General features: G+C 73.6%; 11 protein-coding genes and 1 rRNA gene. 7 read left to right on the top strand and 5 right to left on the bottom strand.

Annotated features, from left to right (window positions below; translation table 11 throughout):
- Positions 1 to 37 precede the first annotated feature (37 nt).
- Positions 38 to 4603 (top strand): hypothetical protein, encoded by a 4566-nt coding sequence (locus F603_RS0112075; protein WP_019546264.1) that lies wholly within the window; start codon positions 38 to 40, stop codon positions 4601 to 4603.
- 42 nt (positions 4604 to 4645) lie between these two features.
- Here the strand turns inward: F603_RS0112075 and F603_RS0112070 are convergent, their stop codons facing one another.
- The gene (locus F603_RS0112070; protein ID WP_019546263.1) at positions 4646 to 5059 is read right to left on the bottom strand and encodes a hypothetical protein; all 414 of its coding nucleotides are present in this window, start codon (positions 5057 to 5059) and stop codon (positions 4646 to 4648) included.
- Positions 5060 to 5299: 240 nt separating this feature from the next.
- Between F603_RS0112070 and F603_RS0112065 the strand changes: the two genes are divergently transcribed.
- The 4 genes from F603_RS0112065 (at position 5300) to F603_RS0112050 (ending at position 9783) form a co-directional block, all read left to right on the top strand.
- Positions 5300 to 8005 carry a nitrate- and nitrite sensing domain-containing protein gene (locus F603_RS0112065; protein WP_019546262.1) on the top strand — a complete coding sequence of 902 codons (2706 nt, stop codon included), beginning with the start codon at positions 5300 to 5302 and terminating at the stop codon, positions 8003 to 8005.
- Positions 8002 to 8448, top strand: a complete 447-nt coding sequence (locus F603_RS0112060) for a roadblock/LC7 domain-containing protein (protein WP_016909219.1) — start codon at positions 8002 to 8004, stop codon at positions 8446 to 8448. The genes F603_RS0112065 and F603_RS0112060 overlap by 4 nt, the downstream gene beginning before the upstream one ends.
- 44 nt (positions 8449 to 8492) lie before the next feature.
- Positions 8493 to 8951: a DUF742 domain-containing protein gene (locus tag F603_RS0112055; protein ID WP_019546261.1), complete on the top strand. Its 459-nt coding sequence runs from the start codon at positions 8493 to 8495 to the stop codon at positions 8949 to 8951.
- Between the two features lie 211 nt (positions 8952 to 9162).
- A complete protein-coding gene (locus F603_RS0112050) occupies positions 9163 to 9783 on the top strand; it encodes a GTP-binding protein (protein WP_019546260.1) in 621 nt (206 codons plus the stop codon).
- Positions 9784 to 9870: 87 nt separating this feature from the next.
- Here F603_RS0112050 and F603_RS0112045 read toward each other — a convergent pair whose 3' ends face one another.
- Both F603_RS0112045 and F603_RS0112040 read right to left on the bottom strand, forming a co-directional pair.
- Positions 9871 to 10722 carry a M15 family metallopeptidase gene (locus F603_RS0112045; protein ID WP_425426968.1) on the bottom strand — a complete coding sequence of 284 codons (852 nt, stop codon included), beginning with the start codon at positions 10720 to 10722 and terminating at the stop codon, positions 9871 to 9873.
- An 873-nt stretch (positions 10723 to 11595) separates the two neighbouring features.
- Entirely contained in the window at positions 11596 to 13710 is a 2115-nt protein-coding gene (locus F603_RS0112040; RefSeq protein ID WP_019546258.1) for a glycoside hydrolase family 31 protein, read from the bottom strand.
- 380 nt (positions 13711 to 14090) lie between these two features.
- Between F603_RS0112040 and F603_RS0112035 the strand changes: the two genes are divergently transcribed.
- Positions 14091 to 16091 (top strand): acetoacetate--CoA ligase, encoded by a 2001-nt coding sequence (locus F603_RS0112035; RefSeq protein WP_019546257.1) that lies wholly within the window; start codon positions 14091 to 14093, stop codon positions 16089 to 16091.
- A 107-nt stretch (positions 16092 to 16198) separates the two neighbouring features.
- Here the strand turns inward: F603_RS0112035 and ptsP are convergent, their stop codons facing one another.
- Both ptsP and F603_RS0112025 read right to left on the bottom strand, forming a co-directional pair.
- Positions 16199 to 17869, bottom strand: coding sequence for a phosphoenolpyruvate--protein phosphotransferase (ptsP, locus tag F603_RS0112030; RefSeq protein ID WP_019546256.1), 1671 nt, complete (start codon positions 17867 to 17869; stop codon positions 16199 to 16201).
- 51 nt (positions 17870 to 17920) lie between these two features.
- Positions 17921 to 18361 carry a PTS sugar transporter subunit IIA gene (locus tag F603_RS0112025; RefSeq protein WP_026328347.1) on the bottom strand — a complete coding sequence of 147 codons (441 nt, stop codon included), beginning with the start codon at positions 18359 to 18361 and terminating at the stop codon, positions 17921 to 17923.
- Positions 18362 to 18878: 517 nt separating this feature from the next.
- Between F603_RS0112025 and F603_RS0112020 the strand changes: the two genes are divergently transcribed.
- Positions 18879 to 18940, top strand: a 16S ribosomal RNA gene (locus F603_RS0112020); the annotation flags it as partial.

The raw sequence follows: 18940 nt of genomic DNA, 5'->3' as shown, positions 1-18940 counted from the left end.
GCCCCACCCGACCCCGCCCGCGACGAGAGCACCCGCCATGTACGAGCTGTCCAGAATCCGCCTCTACTCCATCGGCCCCGCCGGCGCCCGCTACGCCGACACCGTGCTGGACCTCCGCGGAGTCGGCGAGCCCGTACCCGAACCCGCCCCTGCCCAGGCCGACTTCTTCGAGGAGGAGCCGCTCGGCCCGCCGCGGCGGCCCGCCCCCGCTGGAGTGCTCTTCCTGGAGAACGGCGGCGGCAAGTCCGTCCTGCTGAAGCTGATCTTCTCGGTGATGCTCCCCGGCCACCGCAACACGCTCGGCGGCGCCAGCTCGGGCGTGCTCCGCAAGTTCCTCCTCGCCGACGACTGCGGCCACGTCGCGCTGGAGTGGCAGCACACCCGCACCGGCGAGACGATCGTCGTCGGCAAGGTGAGCGAGTGGCGAGGGCACCAGGTCTCGCACGACCCGCGGAAGTTCGCCGAGAGCTGGTACTCCTTCCGGCCGGGCCCCGGGATGTCGTTGGAGTCGCTGCCCGTCGCCGAGGCGGCGCCGCTCGCCCCCGTCGTCGAGGGCAGCTCGGGCGCGCGCGGCCGCCGCCGCACGATGAAGGGGTTCAGGGACGTCCTCACCGAGACCGGCAAGACGTACCCCAACCTCGACGTCGTCTGGGAGGAGATCCACGAGCGCTGGACCGAGCACCTCACGGGGCTCGGACTCGACCCCGAACTCTTCCGCTACCAGCGCGAGATGAACGCCGACGAGGGCGAGGCCGCCGGGCTCTTCGCCGTCAAGAAGGACTCCGACTTCACCGACCTGCTGCTCCGCGCCGTCACCGACACCCGCGACACCGACGGCCTCGCCGACCTCGTCCACGGCTTCGCGCACAAACTGGGCCGCCGAGCCGAGCTCACGGCCGAACGCGACTTCACGGCCGGCTCCCTCGAGCTGCTCAACCGCATCGCCGAGGCCGCCGAGACCCGCGCGCACACCCGCGAGATCCACGCGGCGGCCGAGCAGCGCACCCGCGCCCTCGGCCGGCGCCTCGCCGCCCGTGGCGCGGAGGAACGCGAGCGGGCCGCAGCCCTCGCCACCGACGTCGTCACCGCCGAGGAGGCCGTCTCCGGGGCGACCGAGGCCCGCCGCGAAGCCGTCCTCACCGCCGCCGAACTCGCGTACCGCCACGCCTCGTTGGCGCTCGCGGCGGGGGAGCGGACGGCGGCGGCGCAGCGGCGCGAGCTCAACGAGGCCCGCACCCTCCACTCCGCCTGGCAGGCAGCCGAGACCGTCCTCGCGCACCGCGCCGCCGCCGACCGCGCCGCCCGCGTCGCCGCGGCGATCCAGGAGGCGGAGCGGGACGCGGCACCGGCGCTCGCGGCCCGTTCCAAGGCCGCGGCCGAGCTCGTCCGCGCGCTGCACGGCGCTGCCGAGGGCAGCGAGGACCACGCAGCCGAGGAGGAACAGCGCTCCCGCACCCTCCAGTCGGAGAGCGACGAGGCGCACCGCGCCGCCACCGCGGCGGCGACGGCCGCCGAGCGCGCCCGCAGCGAGGGCGGCCACCTGCGCCAACGGCTGGAGGAGGTCGAGCGTGAACTCGCCGACGCCGTACGGAGCGGTTGGATCACCGAGGACGCAGGCGCCGACCCGGCAGCCGCCGCCCTCGCCGCGGGCGACGCCGCGCAGCGCACCGCCGCCGCGCTCGACACCGCGCGGCAGTCGGCAGCCGCCGCGGGCGAGCGGGCGGGCGAGGCGGCCTCCGCACACGCCCGCGACGAACTCGCCGCCGCCCGCGCCGCCGACGCAGCCGAAGCGGACCGCAGGGCGCGGGACGCCGAGTACGCGGCGGCCGAGGCGCTCGGTGCCGAGGAACGCCTCGGCGAGCTCCTCGGCACGGAGCGCGGAACGCCGCTCGGCGCCGAGGAGTTGGACGGCAGCGCGGAGCACCTCATCGAGCTGCTCGACGAGGGCGTCGCCGCCGCCGAACGCCGCCTCTTCGAGCTGCGCACGGCCGCGGCGGAGGACTCGCGGATGCTCGGCGCCCTCGGCGAGGGCGGCCTGCTGCCTCCGGGCCCCGACGTCCTCGCCACCGTCGAGTTCCTCGGCGAGCACGGCGTCCCCGCCCTGCCCGGCTGGCGCTACCTCGCGCAGTCGGTCGACCCGGCCGAGCACGACCGGGTCCTCGCCGCCCACCCCGAGCTGGTCGACGGCGTCGTCCTCACCGACCCCGCAAGTCACGCGCGGGCGCGCGAGGTTCTCGACCGGGCGGCGCTGCTGCCGCGCTCCGCGGTCGCCGTCGGTACCTCGGCGGCGCTCCTCGCACCGGGCCCCGCCGCCGAAGCGGCAGACGTCTTCCTCGTCCCGCCGAACCCCGCGATGCACGACGAGCACGCCGCGGACGACGAACGCGGCCGACTCCGCGAGCGCGCCTCGGCCCGCGACGACGAGATCCGCACCCTCGCCGCCCGCCTCACCGCCGACCGCGCCCTGGCGGCGCGGCTCACCTCCTGGCGCACCGGCTGCCCCGCGGGCCGCCTCGGCGAACTCGCTCGTGCAGCCGAGGAGTCGCAGTCGGCCGCGGCGGAGGCGCAGCGCCGACTGGTGCAGGCGCGCACGGCGCGCGAGGAGGCCGACGCAGCCGCCGCCGAGGCGACCGAGGTGCGCGACCGCAGGCAGGAGGAGGCCCAACGGGCGCGCCGCGGCGCCGACGCGCTCGGCGGCCTCGTCTCCCGGCTGCGCGAACGCCCGTCCTGGCAGGAGCGGTTGCGCGAACTCGCCGAGGAGGCTGCGGCGGGCGAGGAGCGCGCCGCCGCGTGCGTCGACCGCGCCCGCGAGGCCGACGAGCAGCGCCGCGCGGCCCAACGCTCCTCCGACGACGCCCGCCGCACGGCCCGTGCCCTGCGCAGCGAGCGGGCCGAGATCGCGGGGGCGCCCGAGGACACCGGGACGGAGGCGGAGCCGCCTGCCGCGTCGCTCCCCTCGCTCCGCGAGGCGTACCGCTCCGCTTCGCAGCTCTACGAGAAGGTCGGTGTCGGCGCCGATCTCCGCGCCGAGCAGGCCCGCGCCGAGGGCGACGAGTCCGCGGCGCGCACCTCCCTCGACCGCCTCACCAACAAGGTCCGCACCAAGGCCGAGCAGCTACTCGAAGGCACCGAGGCCGCGGACGCCCCCTCGCGCCAGGCGGCCGCCGCCCGCGCGGAGGAGCTCGTCCAGACCCTGGAGGCCAGGGCCTCCAGAGCGAGCGAGGAGCTCGGCAGGCTGCGGGGCGAGGCGGAGCGGCTCGCCCCGGAGGACGGCGAACACCACACGGAGCTCGACGAGGAGCACGTCCCGCAGGACGCGGCGGAGGCGCAGTCCCTGCTGCGCACGGCCAACACGGAACTCGCGGCGCGCGGCACCGAGTTGGAGGAGGCGCGGGCCGCGCTCCAGGACCTCGTCCGCACCCGGGTCGCGGCCGAGGAGGCGGCCTCGGGCTTCGAAGAGGCGGCCGGCACCCTCCGCGACCTCCTCCGCGACCCCCAGGCGAGCCACCACCCCGACGGGGACGAGCGGCCCGAGCCCTACGACGGCTCGCTCGCCGAGGCCCGGCACGCGGCCGCCGAGCTCCGCCGCGCGCTGCGCGGTTGCGCCGCCGACCTCTCCACCGCCGAGCAGGCGGTCCGCGAAGCGAGCGACATCCTGGTGCGGCACGCCAACTCCAGCCGCTTCGAGCAGGTCCACACCCCGGCACGGCAGCAGATCCGCGAACTCCCGGCCGCCTCGCTGCCGGAGCACGCGGCGTCCTGGGCGGAGGCGTTCGCGCCCCGGCTGCGGGTGCTCAGCGACGAGCTGGAGCAACTGGAACGCAACCGCGACAGCATCGTCGACCGGCTCCGCGGGCTCGTCGAGTCGGCGCTGACGACGCTCCGTTCGGCCCAGCGGCTCTCCCGCCTTCCCGAGGGGCTGGGGGAGTGGTCGGGTCAGGAGTTCCTCCGCATCCGCTTCGACGACCTCGACCAGGCGACGCTCACCGAGCGCCTGGGAGAGGTGATCGACGAGGCCACCCGCCAGTCCCTGCGCCGCAGTTCGGACCTGCGCAGGGACGGCATGTCGCTGCTGCTGCGCGCGGTGCACGCCGCGCTCCAGCCGCGCGGGGTCTCCGTGGAGATCCTCAAGCCGGACGCGGTGCTGCGTGCGGAGCGGGTCCCCGTCGGGCAGATGGGAGACGTCTTCTCCGGCGGCCAGCTCCTCACGGCGGCGATCGCGCTGTACTGCACGATGGCGGCGCTCCGCAGCAACGACCGCGGCCACGACAGCCGCAGGCACGCCGGCCCGCTCTTCCTCGACAACCCCATCGGCCGCGCCAACGCCACGTACCTGCTGGAGCTGCAACGCGCCGTCGCCGACGCGCTCGGCGTCCAACTCCTCTACACCACGGGACTCTTCGACACCACGGCCCTCGCCGAGTTCCCCCTCGTGGTCCGCATGCGCAACGACGCGGACCTGCGCGCGGGGCTGAAGTACATCAGCGTCGAGGAGCACCTGCGCCCCGGACTCCCGCAGCAGGACCCCAGCGGCGAGGTGGTGCACGGCGAGATCACGGCGACGCGCATGTACGTCAAGCCCGAGGAGGAACCCGCGGGTTGAGGCATCGCCGGGGCGCGTGGCGCGGGCCGCGCCCCGGCGACCTCAGGTACGCAGCGGCGTCCGCTGTTCGGGCTCGCGCCCCGGCAGGTGGATCGGCTCCACGATCTCCTCGCGGTGCCGCCTGCGCCCACGCGCGGACGCTTCGGAAGCCGCCCCTGACCGCTGCTCGGGCGGCCGCCCCTGTGCCCACGCCCGATCGCGCGCGACGCTGCTCGGTTCCGACACGACACCGTTGCGCTGCACCCACACCTGGCGCGTCACCCAGACGTCGAGCACTCCCCACGTGGCGACGACGGTGCCGCCCACCGAGGCGAGCACCATCGGGAAGGCGAGCCACACTTCGGCGAGCGAGCAGAGCACGGCGACCATCACGAGGACGAGCGTCAGCGCGACGATGACGACGGCCCGCACGCCGGCGGTACGGACCGGGTCGGGCAGCCGCGGCTTGTTGTACATCCGGGATCACCAACTCCCCTTCGTTCCCCCGGGCTTGTCGTCCACGTTTCCATGAGCACGTCCTGTGCCACAATTGCCGCGCTCCGGCAGAGCGCGCGGGGGTGACGTCCGCAACCGCGCAGTGCATGCTCTGTTCCAACCCTCATACATCTCTTCGAGTTGCCCACGTTGCAGTAGTAGGCTCACGGCGCTTGCTGTCGGTAGAGTCCCCCTCGCGCTGGGGCTGACGTAGGGGAGGCCATGCGCTTTCGCGGGAAGTCGATCCGCCGGAAGATCGTGGTGCTGTTGCTGGTACCGCTGGTTTCCCTCGTCGCCATCTGGGGGTTCGCCTCCTACCTCACCGCTCAGGACGCACGCCAGCTCCTGCGGGTTGCCGACGTCGCGGAGAAGGTCGGCTACCCCGCAGCCGACACCGCCGAGGCCGTCCAGCGCGAACGCCGCCAGGTGCTCGTCTACTTGGCAGACCCCCGACGCTCAGAGTCCCTCACCCGGCTCCACAGGGAGCAGAGCAGGACCGACCGCCAGGTCTCCTCGTTCCGCACCCACGCCACGAACGGCGACCTCCGCTCCGACCTCGGCGCCGAGTCGAAGGCCCGGCTCGACGAACTCCTCGGTGCGCTCGCCGGATTGGAGAAGCTCCGCAGCAGCGTGGAGGACAACACCATCACCCGCGGCGGCGCGTTCCAGGCGTACAACGAGATCGTCGATCCCGGCTATTCCTTCCTCGCGACGCTCAACGCCCTCAACGACCCGGCACTGGAGAAGCAGGGCCGCGCCCTCGTCGGCCTCACCCAGGCCCGTGAGTACCTCTCCCGCGAGGACGCGCTGATGGCCGCCGCCCTCACCGCCGGGCAGATGACCCGCGGCGACCAGCGCGCCTTCTCCGACCGCGTCGCCGAGCGGGACGCCACCTACCGGACCAACCTCCAGCCGCTCCCCGCCGACCAGCGCCAGACCTTCGAGAACTACTGGAACGGCACCGACGGCCGCACCCTCCGCAGCTACGAGGACGCCATCATCGCCGCGGGACCCCGCGCCGCGGCCGGCTCCGTCACCCCCCAGCGCTGGGAGTCGGCGGCCGGCACCGTCCTCGACGACCTCGCGCGGATGGGCAAGGAGGCGGACGAGCGGTACGAGGACCGGGTGGCACCCGAGGCGACGAAGGTCCTGCTGCGGGCGGGTGGCGCCGTGTTGCTCGGCCTCGTCGCGCTGCTGGCGTCGCTGATCGTCTCCTTCCGCGTCGGCCGCACCCTCGTGCGGGACCTCGGCGCCCTGCGCAAGGAGGCGAACGAGTCGGCCGGTGTGCGCCTGCCGAGCGTGATGCGCAGGCTCGGAGCCGGCGAGCAGGTCGACGTCGAGACGGAGGCGCCGCGCCTCCAGTACCCGCCTGACGAGATGGGCCAGGTGGGCCAGGCGCTCAACACCCTCCAGCGCGCGGCCGTCGAGGCCGCGGTGAAACAGTCCGACATGCGCCGCGGCGTCTCCGAGGTCTTCGTCAACCTCGCCCGCCGCAACCAGGTGCTCCTCCACCGCCAGTTGACGCTCCTCGACACCATGGAGCGCCGCACCGAGGACACCGACGAGCTCGCCGACCTCTTCAAGCTCGACCACCTCACCACCCGCATGCGACGGCACGCCGAGGGCCTCGTGATCCTCTCGGGCGCCGCGCCCTCCCGACAGTGGCGGAAGCCGATCCAGCTCATGGACGTCGTCCGCGCGGCCGTCGCCGAGGTGGAGGACTACGAGCGCATCGAGGTGCGGCGGCTGCCGAAGCTCGCCGTCGACGGCAGTGCGGTGGCCGACCTGACCCACCTCATCGCGGAGATGCTGGAGAACGCCACTGTCTTCTCCCCACCGCACACGGCGGTGCAGGTCCTCGGCGAACGCGTCGCCAACGGCTTCACGCTGGAAGTCCACGACCGCGGACTCGGGATGACGCAGGAGGCGCTCCTCGACGCGAACCTCCGGCTCGCGGAGACACCGGAGTTCGAGCTCTCGGACACCGACAGGCTCGGCCTCTTCGTCGTCTCGCGTCTTGCCCAGCGCCAGGGCGTCCGCGTCTCCCTCCAGCACTCGCCGTACGGGGGGACGACCGCCGTCATCCTCATCCCCGGCGCCATCCTCACCGAGACCCCCGGTCACCAGGACGAGCACCGCGCCTCGCTGGAGCGTGAGGACGCACCCCGCGGAGGCCCCGCCGCCGGCCTGCTGGAGGCGGGAGCGGCGCGCGAGGTCCTCGACGGGCCCGTCGAACTGGAGGCGCGTTTGGACGAGTTGGACGACCCGGACAGCGGCGGCCGACTCTTTCGCCACCGCGGCGACCCGACTCCGCGCCGCGAGGCGGTCCCCGCGGGCGAGCAGCACCAGCAGGCCCACGACGAGTCCCCGCGCGACGGCGGGGGCGAGCCGTCGCGCCCGGTCCGGACGGGCCCGTCCGCGTCCCCGCCCGCCGCAGGCGCGGCGCAGGAGGAGACCGGCGACGGCAAGGCCCCGCTCCCGCGCCGCCGCAAGAGCGCGCCCGTCCTCGTCGCCGACCACGGCCGCCCCGTGGACGAGGCGGGCCGCACCCGGCCGTCGCGGACGGAAGAGGGGGCCGACGGGGCACGCAGCCCCGAGAGGAGCGCGCAGGCACGTCCGGCCGAGCCGGGGCCGACAGCGCCCCGGGAAGAACGCGTCCCCGGACCGCGCGGGGGGACGGCCGCCGGGCCGGGCGGCCTACCGCGTAGGGTCCGACAGGCGAACCTCGCACCGCAGTTGAAGCGGGAGCCGACGCCCGAGCCGGACGAGAGCCCGGCGCAGTCCGTCGACGACCGCGACGCAGAGGAGGTGCGCAGCCGGATGGCCGCGCTCCAGCGCGGCTGGCAGCGCGGCCGTGCGCAGGCCCCCGAGCCGTCATCGGACGGCACCGGGGAAGGAACACCAGGAACGAAGGGGGACGGTCGATGACTGCATCGAGAGCCGATACGCACACCGCCGCGGGCAGCGGCGAACTCAACTGGCTCCTCGACGAGTTGGTCGGACGCGTCGGCAGCATCCGCAAGGCGCTCGTGCTCTCGGGTGACGGTCTGCCCCGAGGCACCTCGGAGGGGCTGACCCGGGAGGACGCGGAGCACCTCTCCGCCGTGGCCTCGGGCTTCCACAGCCTCGCCAAGGGCGTGGGCCGCCACTTCGAGGCGGGCGGTGTCCGGCAGACCGTCGTCGAGTTGGAGGAAGCGTTCCTCTTCGTCACGGCGGCGGGCGACGGCAGTTGCCTCGCCGTCCTCTCCGACGTCGACTCCGACGTCGGCCAGATCGCCTACGAGATGACCCTCCTGGTGAAGCGCGTCGGCGTGCACCTGGGCACGGCGGCGCGCGCCGGCACGGGCGACGGCTCGTCGGACGCGGGCTGAGGCGGGCAGGCGATCGAGACGACCGACTTACGACAGGACGAGCCATGACGGACCGGTGGTTCGACGACGCTGCTGGACCGGTGGTGCGGCCGTACGCGATGACGCGCGGCCGCACCCGCAGCAGCACCGAGGAGGCGAAGCTCGACCTCATCGCGCTGGTGATCGCCGATCGCCCGGGCAGCGGGACGGGCCTGCGGGACCCCGGCGTAGCCGAGGCGCCCGAGGAGGCGCACACCGGCGCCGAAAGCACGGAGGACTCCGACGTCCACGCCGACCGTACCCTCGCCCCCGAGCACGTCGAGATCGTCACGCGCTGCCGCAGGGAGCCGCTGAGCGTCGCCGAACTCTCCGCGGCGCTCGACCTGCCGCTCGGGGTCGTCCGGGTGCTCATCGGCGACCTCGTCGATCGCTGCCTCGTGCGGGTGAGCCGGCCCGTGCCGCCGGCCGAGCTGCCCGACGAGAGCATCCTGCGCGAGGTGATCAGCGGCCTGAAGGCGCTGTGATGCCTTGGTGTGACATTCCGTCCACTTCCGTGCGACCGACCGGAGTTGACGCGCGGCCCGCGGATGCGGTTCCCTCGGGCAGCCGGTGGCGTCGGCCCGCGGGAAGCGGCAGCGCTGTGCACGGCGCTCACAGGGCCCACGCACCGCCGGCCGGCTCCGGTTCTCGTGGGGCACGACGAAGTCACGGCCGGCGAAGGGGAGTTGGACCCGCATGGTGTTCGGACGCTCGGAGCGCGCGAAGGCGAGGAAGAGGCGCGGGGCCTCGGAACCGCTGACCCTGAAGATCCTCGTCGCCGGCGGCTTCGGCGTCGGCAAGACCACGCTCGTCGGCGCGGTGAGCGAGATCCGGCCGCTTCGGACCGAGGAGGCGCTCACAGAGGCGGGCCGTCCCGTCGACGACCTCGCGGGCGTGGAGGCGAAGTCCACGACGACCGTCGCGATGGATTTCGGCCGGATCACCATCTCGGACGAACTCGTCCTCTACCTCTTCGGCACCCCGGGGCAGGACCGCTTCTGGTTCCTCTGGGACGAGTTGGCGCAGGGCGCACTCGGCGCCGTCGTCCTCGCCGACACCCGCAGGCTCGCCGACTCCTTCGCCGCCATCGACTACTTCGAGCGCCGTCACATCCCTTTCACGGTCGCTGTCAACTGCTTCGACGGCGCGGAGGAGTTCCCCGCCGAGACCGTGCGCGAGGCGCTCGACCTCGACGAGGACGTGCCGCTCACCCTCTGCGATGCCCGCGCGCGTGCCTCGGCGCGGGACGTCCTCGTCGGCGTCGTCGAGCACGCCCTCGCCCACTCGGCGGCCCGCCGCGAGCCCGCGACCACCTGACGGGCGGCCCCCGACTGCCGTGCGGGGGCCGGCGATCGCCGCGCCCGGCAGCGTGCGGTGGCACGGGCCCCGTGCCACCGCGGCGCGCTAGCCGACGTGGTGCGGCGGGTGGAGCGCTCCGCGCTCCACGGGGAAGTCGAAGTACGTCTCGGGGAACGTCTCGTCCTCCAGCGTGAAGTGCCACCACTCCTCGGGCAGGTTGGCGAAACCGGCCGACTCCATCGTCCCCTTGAGCAGCATCCGGTTGGCGTGCTGCTCGCCGATGACCTCGGGGTTGTCGGTGTGCGAGAGGGTGTCGAAGCAGTCGAACCCGGTGCCCATGTCGATCGAGTTGTCGGGGAACCGCTCGGACTTCTCGGCGAAGCACGGCGCAAGCTCCTCGCCCGGCTCGTACGGGCGCGTGGGCGCCGCCGGCAGCCGGACGAGCGTGAGGTCGACGGTGCTGCCCCTGCTGTGTCCCGACTTTTCGGCGATGTACCCGTCCTCGAAGAGGCGGTCCTTCTCGACCCGCGGGTAGAACTCGTCCTTCATCCGCTCGTCCTCGATGTCCTCGGCCCACCGCACGAAGTGGTCGACGGCGCGCTGCGGCCGGTAGCAGTCGTAGACCTTGAGCGTGTAGCCCTTGCGGAGGAACTGGTGCTGGGCCGAGCGCAGCGCCTTCGCGGTGTCCCGCGTCACGACGCACATCGGCTGCCGGTAGCCGGCGACGGGGTCGCCGACGAAGTTGTGCTGCGTCGGGTACCGAATCTCCTGGAGGATCGACGGCGCCACGTCCGCGAGAGCGACGAACTCCCGCGGCGCACGCGGGTCTTCGCTCGCGGCGGTCTCGGCCGCGGCCGGACTGGCCTGTACACCTCCGGCGAGGGCGGCGCCGAGCAGCGCCGCGAGGAGGAGTCGGATCGACGGACGGGTGCGGCTGCGCCGCTTCACTTGTGGCATGCCCATTCACTACCGCACCCGCTGCCCCGGAGGAAGCCCGCAGCACGCCGCACCCCGAATCCGCACCCACCCGGCCCCGCACCCACCGGTCGCGTCAACTCCTCGCGGACGACCGGGTTTCCGCCGAGCGGCGCAAGCGTCGGCCCGCACGGCGTCCCCGCTGGGCGAGCAGGTCGGAGGGATCTGGGGTGCGCCTCCTCGACCAACCGAGCGACCCGACCTCGCGATCCCGTGCGGTGCTTTCCAAGGTCCGACTTTCAGGTAGTCCGCAGGCGGCAGCGTGGGGCTGTTGCCTACCGCCTCCACGGGGCCGGACCCAACGCCTCGTGTTCCGGGGAGACTTGTCGCAAGCGCACTGCATGATCCTCATGCACCCGGCCGTTCTTCTCAGGCGGCATCGTTGGGGTGCTTCTACGCGGTCTTCACGGCGGCTGTTTCAAGTCGAACGGCCCATGTTGTGAGGTGACTTGCGCGCGCACTTACTCGAACCTGCGCAGCCTGCCGCTCTCTCAGGCTGCGCCATGGGGGCCATCGCGTACGCGTTCCGCGTCCACGGCGGCTGTTCCGGGTGCAACAGCCGCTGTCCTGGGGCGACTTACGACGCGCGCTGCCCGAACTCCCGCCCCGCTCTCCGCAGACGGCGCCGTGAGGCTGGCACCCATGCCTCCCGCGACAAGGCACCCGTCCCAGGCCCAACGTCCCTCGACGGGGAGCGACTTACGCCACGCACCGCCCGCCTCCACGCAGCCCACCGCGCCCCACGGGTTGCACCAGGAGCCCTGTCGCCCCCACACCCCGCTCCACAACGGCCGTGCCGGACCCAACAGCCCCCGCGCTGCCGCGGCTTGGCCCACGACCACCCCGCTCGCGGACCTACCCCTCACCCCGGACACACACCCGGTACCCCACGGGCCCGCCCCCCTCACGTACGACGCGCACCCGCCCGTCCGCCCGATCCACGACGAACCGCTCGGCCTCCGGCCGCGCGTCCCCGTCCCCGCCCGCGAGGACGAGTCCACTGCCCCGGCGCCCGGGTCCCGGCGGCCACACCTCCAGCACCGTGCGCCCCTCACCGTCCGCCACAGGTACGGCGGCCCCGGCGCGCGCCAGCACCGGCGTACGTCCGAGCGGTGCGTCGACCAGCGCCGTCCCCGGTCCCTCGTGCGCCCGTCCGCTCGACGTCTCGTACCAACGCCCGCGCGGCAGCTTCACCGCACGCCGGCGCACGCCCGGTCGGAGGACGGGCGCGACGAGCAGCGCATCGCCGAGGAGGAAGGCGTCGTCGCACCCGCGCAGCTCACGGTCGCCCGGATGCTGCCACCAGACCGGGCGCACGCAGGGCGCCCCGCTCCGCTCGGCGAGGTGCGCAAGGGTGAGCAAGTACGGCAGCAGACGCCGCCGTTCCGCGAGGACGGACCGCGCCGCGGACCCGTCCGGGCGCCACCGCACCGACACGGCGGACGTGCGGAAGAGCGGCAGATGGCTGCCGAGCTCCAGCCCCCGCACCAGCAACTCCGCGTCGTCCTCCGTCTCACGGCCCCCGAGCAACGGCCCGCTGAACGGCACGCCGCACAGCCCCAGCGCGACGACGGCCGCCAGCGCCTCCCGCAACCCGTCCCACCCACGCGAACCGACGGCGACCAGCGCACCCCCGTACCGCTGCATCCCCGCCCACCCCGACTCGCAGGCGAGAAAGGGCCGTTGCCCCGGACGCAGCGACCGCAGCGCCTCGGCACCCGCTCGGGCCATCGCCAGCGGGTAGACGTTGTGCGCCTCCCCGTGGTCCCCGCCGCGGCCCTCCAACGAGTGACGGGCCGAGCGAGGCAGCGCGGAGGCGGCGAAGGGGGCGGGGGAGGCCGGCTGGTCGCGACGGTGCAGATAGCCGTCGGGACCGTCGGGGCGGTACGCCGACGCCCACCACCCGCGCGCCCGCGGCAGCGTGAAGTCCGGGTAGGCCACCTCCCCGCGCGCCACCGCGCCGCGCACCTCCAACCCGCGGGCGTCCCGTACGAACACCCCGGCGCGCACGCCCTCCTCGTACACGCCTGCGCCCTGCCGCACCCGCACCGCCGGCTCCGTCCCCGCCGTCGTCCGCACCCCCAGCGCACGCAACGCCCCCACAAGCCGCCCGGCTTCCCCTGCCGCGGCCTCCACGCTTCCCAACTCGACGACAGCAGGCGGCAGTCCGGCCGCCTCCCACGCCCGGACCGCGCCCAGCACCTCCGCATCGCACGCGACGTCCGGCGGAGCATGGTGGTGGCCCAGCGCCCACGCCGGGGGCGCAACAGGCGCCCCGGTGAGCAGCGTCCACCCCTGCAACACCCGCGCGGGCGCCCCCGCCACCACCCAGTACCTCACGGGCCCGCCCGACATCCGCACCTCGCACCGCCCCGGCCGGTCGAGCCCCGAGCCGAGCCCCTCGACGCCGTGCCGGACGCTCACCTCGCCGGGGAACTGGTTGTCATGGAAGACGAGATGCGTCCCCGCGTCGGCCACGGCGAGCTGCACCGGCATCGTCAACGCGCCGCCGGGGCCGCGTCCTTCGTTCCAGAGCCGATGCACACCGTCCGCGAGCTGCGGACCGCCCCGCGCCCCCAACCCGAAGAGCCGCGCGTCCGGCGCGAGTTCGGCCCGCTGGACCCAGCGCTCCGCGCCCGGCCTCTCCGACTCCCACCAGCGGGGCGGCAGTTCGCGCCGCAGCAGCGCTCCGCCGGGCGTACGCACCTCGACCGTCCCCAGGCGGGAGACCGTCACCAGGGCCCGCTCGGAAACGACGCGCCAGCCGCCGTCCTTGTCCGGTTCGAGGAACGCCCGCACGTCCGGTGGCGGGGGAGCGCCGGCCACCGCGTACGAGGGCTCGGGAGCCGCCCCGTCCCAGCCGACGAACACGGCACCGCCCACCACGACTTCGACCCGCAGCGACGCGCGCGCGAACCGCACCAGCCCACCGCCCGGTGCGGGTTCGGCACCCTCCGCCTCGCCGGGCACCCGAGCCCGCTCGACGCCACGGCGCCCGAGCCGCCCCCGGGCTGCGGCATCCGAGCGCCGCCCTCGCAGCGCCGAACGAAGTGCGCGCATGCCGCGCACGCTACCCAGAGCCCTCACCGACGACCAGGCGGCCCCGCAACCGTTCATGCCCTCTCCCTGCCCCCACGACGGCGCCGTGCACCGACGTGTCCCGCCGGTCGACAGCGCACGCCCCGGCGCATTGCACACGCCGGTGCCGTGCGCCAGAGCACACCGCCGACTCTGGCGCAGTAGTTGATCACGTGGCATTGTCCTCGGGAGCAGCGCGCCGGCCCGCAGCCGAGTCCCAGACCGACGAGCGGCGCCGACCGCACAGCCGTGCAGAACCTCCGGGAGCCGCCATGACGACCGACAACCGAACCGAGCCGACCGCACTCTGGCGCCCCACGCCCGAGCGGAGCGAAGCCGCGAGGCTCACCCGCTTCCACGCCTGGGCCGCACGCCACCACGGCGCTCCCACCCCCGCGGCAGACCCGGAAGCCGCCTACGCCGACCTCCACCGCTGGTCCGTCGAGCAACTGCCCGAGTTCTGGAGCGCGGTGACCGAGTGGTTCGACGTCCGCTTCAGCACCCCCTACGAGACGGTCCTCGCCGAGGACGCCATGCCGGGCGCCCGCTGGTTCCCCGGCGCCACCCTCAACTACGCAGAGCAGGCCCTGCGCGCCTCCGAGGACCCCGAACGCGCCGCCGAGCCTGCCGTCATCGGCGTCGACGAGCGCCTCGAACCGGAAACGGTGACCTGGGGCACCCTCCGCGCCCGCGTCGGCTCGCTCGCCGCGGAGCTCCGTCGCCTCGGCGTCGGCCCGGGCGACCGCGTCTGCGGCTACCTCCCCAACGTCCCCGAGGCGATCACCGCCCTCCTCGCGACCGCCGCCGTCGGCGCCGTGTGGACCTCCTGCGCCCCCGACTTCGGCGCCCGCAGCGTCCTCGACCGCTTCCGCCAGGTCGAGCCCGTCGTCCTGATCACCGTCGACGGCTACCGCTACGGCGGCAAGGAGCACGACAGGCGCGGGACCGTCGCCGAACTGCGCGAGGAACTCCCCACCCTGCGCGCCGTCGTCCACGTCCCCCTCCTCGGCACGCCCGCCCCCGAAGGCGCCCTGGAGTGGGACGACCTCGTCTCGGCGAAGGTCGAACCCGTCTTCGAGCAGGTATCTTTCGACCACCCGCTGTGGGTCCTCTACTCCTCGGGGACGACGGGCCTGCCGAAGGCCATCGTGCAGTCGCAGGGCGGCATCCTCGTCGAACACCTCAAGCAGCTCGGGCTCCAGAGCGACGTGGGCGAGGGGGATCGCTTCTTCTGGTACACCTCGACCGGCTGGATGATGTGGAACTTCCTCGTCGGCTCCCTGCTCGTCGGCGCCACGGCCATCACCTACGACGGCAGCCCCGGCTATCCCGACGGCGCGGCCCAGTGGCGCGTCGCCGAACTCACCGGTGCCACCTTCTTCGGAACGTCGGCCGCCTACATCACCGCGAGCGCCAAGGCCGAACTCCACCCGGGCCGCGACTTCGACCTCTCCCGCGTCGGCTGCGTCGCCACCACGGGCTCACCGCTCCCGCCGGACGGCTTCCGCTGGATTCACGACGAGGTCTCGCCCGCGATGTGGATCGCCTCCGTCAGCGGCGGCACCGACGTCTGCAGTTGCTTCGCCGGGGCCGCTCCCACGCTCCCGGTCTACGTCGGCGAACTCCAAGCCCCGTCACTCGGTGTCGCGTTGGAGTCCTGGAGCCCCGCGGGCGAGCCGCTCGTCGACGAGGTCGGCGAGCTCGTCGTCACCCGCCCCATGCCGTCGATGCCCGTGCGCTTCTGGAACGACGCGGACGGCAGCCGCTACCGCGAGAGCTACTTCGAGATGTTCCCCGGCACCTGGCGCCACGGCGACTGGACCACCCTCACGGGGCGCAACACGGTGATCATCCACGGCCGTTCGGACTCCACCCTCAACCGCCAGGGCATCCGCATGGGCTCGGCCGACATCTACGAGGCCGTCGAACGCCTCCCCGAGATCCGCGAGTCCCTCGTCCTCGGCATCGAACTCCCCGACGGCGGCTACTGGATGCCCCTCTTCGTCCACCTCGCGGACGGCGCAACACTCGACGACGACCTGCGCGACCGCATCAAGCGCACACTGAGGGCCGAACTCTCGCCCCGCCACGTCCCCGACGAGGTGATCGAGGTCCCCGCCGTCCCGCACACCCTGACGGGCAAGCGCCTGGAGGTCCCCGTCAAGCGCATGCTCCAGGGCACCCCGCTGGAGAAAGCGGTCAACCCCGGCTCCGTGGACGACGTCGAACTCCTCCGCATCTACGAGCGACTGGCCCGCAGCCGCACGGCCTGACGGCACGGCGCCGGGCCCGGAGCCCGGCGCCGTCCCACTCCCGAAGAGCACCGCCTGCGCGGTACACCGGGGCTCCGGCGCGCTACCGGTGCGGCGCGGGCCCGTCCTCACTCGCCGGAGAGCACCGCCTGCGCGGCGCGCCTGGCTTCCGCCGCGCTGTCGGCGCGGCGCGCGGCGGCCGCGGCACGTTCGCACTGTGCCCGAGTGTGCTTCGCCAGCGTCGCGCGCACCATCGGGATGGCGGACGCCCCCATCGACAGGCTCGTCACCCCCAGACCGACGAGCACGCACGCCATCGCCGGGTCTGCGGCAGCCTCCCCGCACACCCCGCAGCTACGCTCCTCCTCGCCTGCGGCCTCCGCCGCGTACGCCACCAGGTCCAGCAGCGCGGGCTGCCACGGGTCCTGCAACCGGGAGACGGCGCCCACCTGCCGGTCGGCAGCGAAGGCGTACTGCGCAAGGTCGTTGGTCCCCAGCGAAAGGAACTCCACCTCGCGCAGGAGCGACCGCGCACGCAGCGCAGCGGCCGGCACCTCCACCATCGCGCCGAACTTCGCGTGCAGCCCCGCCGCACGGCAGGCTTCCGCGAAGGCACGCGCGTCGACCCGGTCCGCGACCATCGGCGCCATGACCTCCAGATGCACGGGGAGCCCGTCGGACGCCTCGGCCAGCGCCGCCAACTGCCCCTGCAACACCTCGGGATGGTCGAGAAGGGCGCGCAATCCCCGTACGCCCAAAGCAGGGTTGGGCTCGTCGGAAGGGCTCAGGAACTCCAGCGGCTTGTCCGCACCCGCGTCCAGCACGCGCACGACGACCCGGCCGTCCGGAAACGCCTCCAGCACCGACCGGTACGCCTCGACCTGCCGCTCCCTGGAGGGTGCCGCACGTCCGTCCTCGAGGAACAGGAACTCCGTACGGTAGAGCCCGACCCCCTCGGCCCCGGCGTCCAGCGCGGCCGCGACCTCGGAGGGCCCGCCGATATTCGCCAGCAGCGGCACCCGGTGGCCGTCCGAGGTGCTCCCGGGCCCCTTGGCAGCCTCCATCGCGGCCCTGCGCTCCTCGGCAGCGGCCTCCAGCTGCACCCGCTCCTCGGCGGTGGGCGCCACCACGACCTCCCCCGAACTCCCGTCGACCGCCACCACGGTGGACTCCGCCAGCTCGGTCGCCCCCGGGAGCGCCACGACGGCAGGCACCCCCAGCGACCGCGCGAGGATGGCACTGTGACTCGTCGGCCCGCCCTCCTCGGTCACGAACCCCAGCACCAGCGTGGTGTCGAGCAACGCCGTGTCCGCCGGCGCCAGGTCCCGCGCCACGAGCACGAACGGCGTGGCACTGTCCGGAATCCCCGGCATCGGCACCCCGGTAAGCCGCGCCACAATCCGGTTGCGCACGTCGTCGAGGTCGGCGACGCGTCCCGCCAGATACTCCCCGGCCTGCGCAAGCAGACCCCGGTACGCGGTGAGCGCGTCGTAGACGCTCCGCTCCGCCGTGCTCCCCACGGCAATACGCCGCTCCACGTCGCTGAGCAGCTCCGGGTCCTGCGCCATCATCGCCTGCGCCTCGAGCACGGCCTGCGCCTCACCGCCCGCAAGGTTCCCCCGCGCCAGCAGGTCGGCGGCGACGGCCTCCAACGCCCGCCGCGCACGCTGCTGTTCCTTCTCCGCGTCGTCGGGCGCGATCTGCTCCGCCGGTGGCTCCAGCACCGCCGTGACCATGTGCCGGACCTCGCCGACCGCCACCCCGTGGCTCACGCCGACACCCTGCAGCGTCGTCTCCATCCATCCGCCTCCGGATCAGCGCGAACACGTCAGAGGTGCCCGCGGCACCGTTCAGTTCCATTCGAAGAGCGTCTCGGCGGGCCCCGACTCCGCAATGGCGCTCAGCGCCCCGGGCGCCGCCTCCAGAGCGATCACCGGCGAGACCGGCGACTTTCCCGCAGCCTCGACGGCCACCGGGTCCCACCGCACCACACCGTCCCCCCGCCGCACCTCGTCCCCCTTGCCGACGAGCAGCTCGAACCCCTCACCGTTCAACTGCACCGTGTCGATCCCCAGGTGCGTCAACACCCCGTGCCCGTCCGCGTCGACGACGACGAAGGCGTGCGGATGCAGCGACACCACGATCCCGTCGACGGGAGCCACCGCGGTGGCCGGCTCCCGCACCGGGTCGACGGCCGTTCCCGGCCCCACCATCTCCCCGGCGAAGACGGGGTCGGGCACCGCGCCGAGACCGATCGCCTCTCCCCTTACCGGGGACGTCACAGTGGTCATGGAAGCCTCCCGAAGGTCGGGTACGAAACCGCGCCGGCCGGCGTCGCTGCCGGTCCGGCGCACCGCCAGCAGCGTATGCGATCGCCCCTGCGCGCCCGGCCCTTCCACGCCTGCGGATGCCCGCCCGGGGCCCGGGGAAACCGATTTGCCTCGTTCCCGAGCCCGCCTGTACGGTTGCCAAACCGCTCGGCGAGAGCAGGGCGGCCCCCAGACAGCCAACGGCTTCGAGAAAGCCGCTTCTTTCGCATGCCGAAAGGGAAGCGATTTTTTCTCGCAAAGAAGCACCTGGTAATGTCTGGGACACCGAGAGGGAAGCGCCCGGAGGGCCCTGGGAGGGGTTCGATGGAAGCGTTCGTTCTTTGAGAACTCAACAGCGTGCCATTTAGTCAACGCCAAGTTTGTTGATGCCCGTACCTGGCCTGTTTTTTGGTTGGGTGGGTTTCTTTGATTTTTTTCGGCAAAGATTGTGCATGCCCGCGTGTGTGTGGGTGTGTGGTCTTTGTGGATGTGGAATGCATTCATGGAGAGTTTGATCCTGGCTCAGGACGAACGCTGGCGGCGTGCTTAACACATGCAAGT

The sequence above is a fragment of the Streptomyces sulphureus DSM 40104 genome (assembly GCF_000381025.1).
In the GTDB taxonomy this organism is placed as follows: domain Bacteria; phylum Actinomycetota; class Actinomycetes; order Streptomycetales; family Streptomycetaceae; genus Streptomyces; species Streptomyces sulphureus.
This window is presented reverse-complemented; position numbering and strand designations above follow the sequence as displayed.

Bases quoted from the DNA above. Each gene is read 5' to 3' on its own strand.
- F603_RS0112025 (WP_026328347.1), bottom strand. From the start codon at position 18,361: ATGACCACTGTGACGTCCCCGGTAAGGGGAGAGGCGATCGGTCTCGGC.
- F603_RS0112075 (WP_019546264.1), top strand. From the start codon at position 38: ATGTACGAGCTGTCCAGAATCCGCCTCTACTCCATCGGCCCCGCCGGC.
- F603_RS0112035 (WP_019546257.1), top strand. From the start codon at position 14,091: ATGACGACCGACAACCGAACCGAGCCGACCGCACTCTGGCGCCCCACG.
- F603_RS0112055 (WP_019546261.1), top strand. From the start codon at position 8,493: ATGACGGACCGGTGGTTCGACGACGCTGCTGGACCGGTGGTGCGGCCG.
- ptsP (WP_019546256.1), bottom strand. From the start codon at position 17,869: ATGGAGACGACGCTGCAGGGTGTCGGCGTGAGCCACGGGGTGGCGGTC.
- F603_RS0112065 (WP_019546262.1), top strand. From the start codon at position 5,300: ATGCGCTTTCGCGGGAAGTCGATCCGCCGGAAGATCGTGGTGCTGTTG.
- F603_RS0112050 (WP_019546260.1), top strand. From the start codon at position 9,163: ATGGTGTTCGGACGCTCGGAGCGCGCGAAGGCGAGGAAGAGGCGCGGG.
- F603_RS0112045 (WP_425426968.1), bottom strand. From the start codon at position 10,722: ATGCCACAAGTGAAGCGGCGCAGCCGCACCCGTCCGTCGATCCGACTC.
- F603_RS0112060 (WP_016909219.1), top strand. From the start codon at position 8,002: ATGACTGCATCGAGAGCCGATACGCACACCGCCGCGGGCAGCGGCGAA.
- F603_RS0112070 (WP_019546263.1), bottom strand. From the start codon at position 5,059: ATGTACAACAAGCCGCGGCTGCCCGACCCGGTCCGTACCGCCGGCGTG.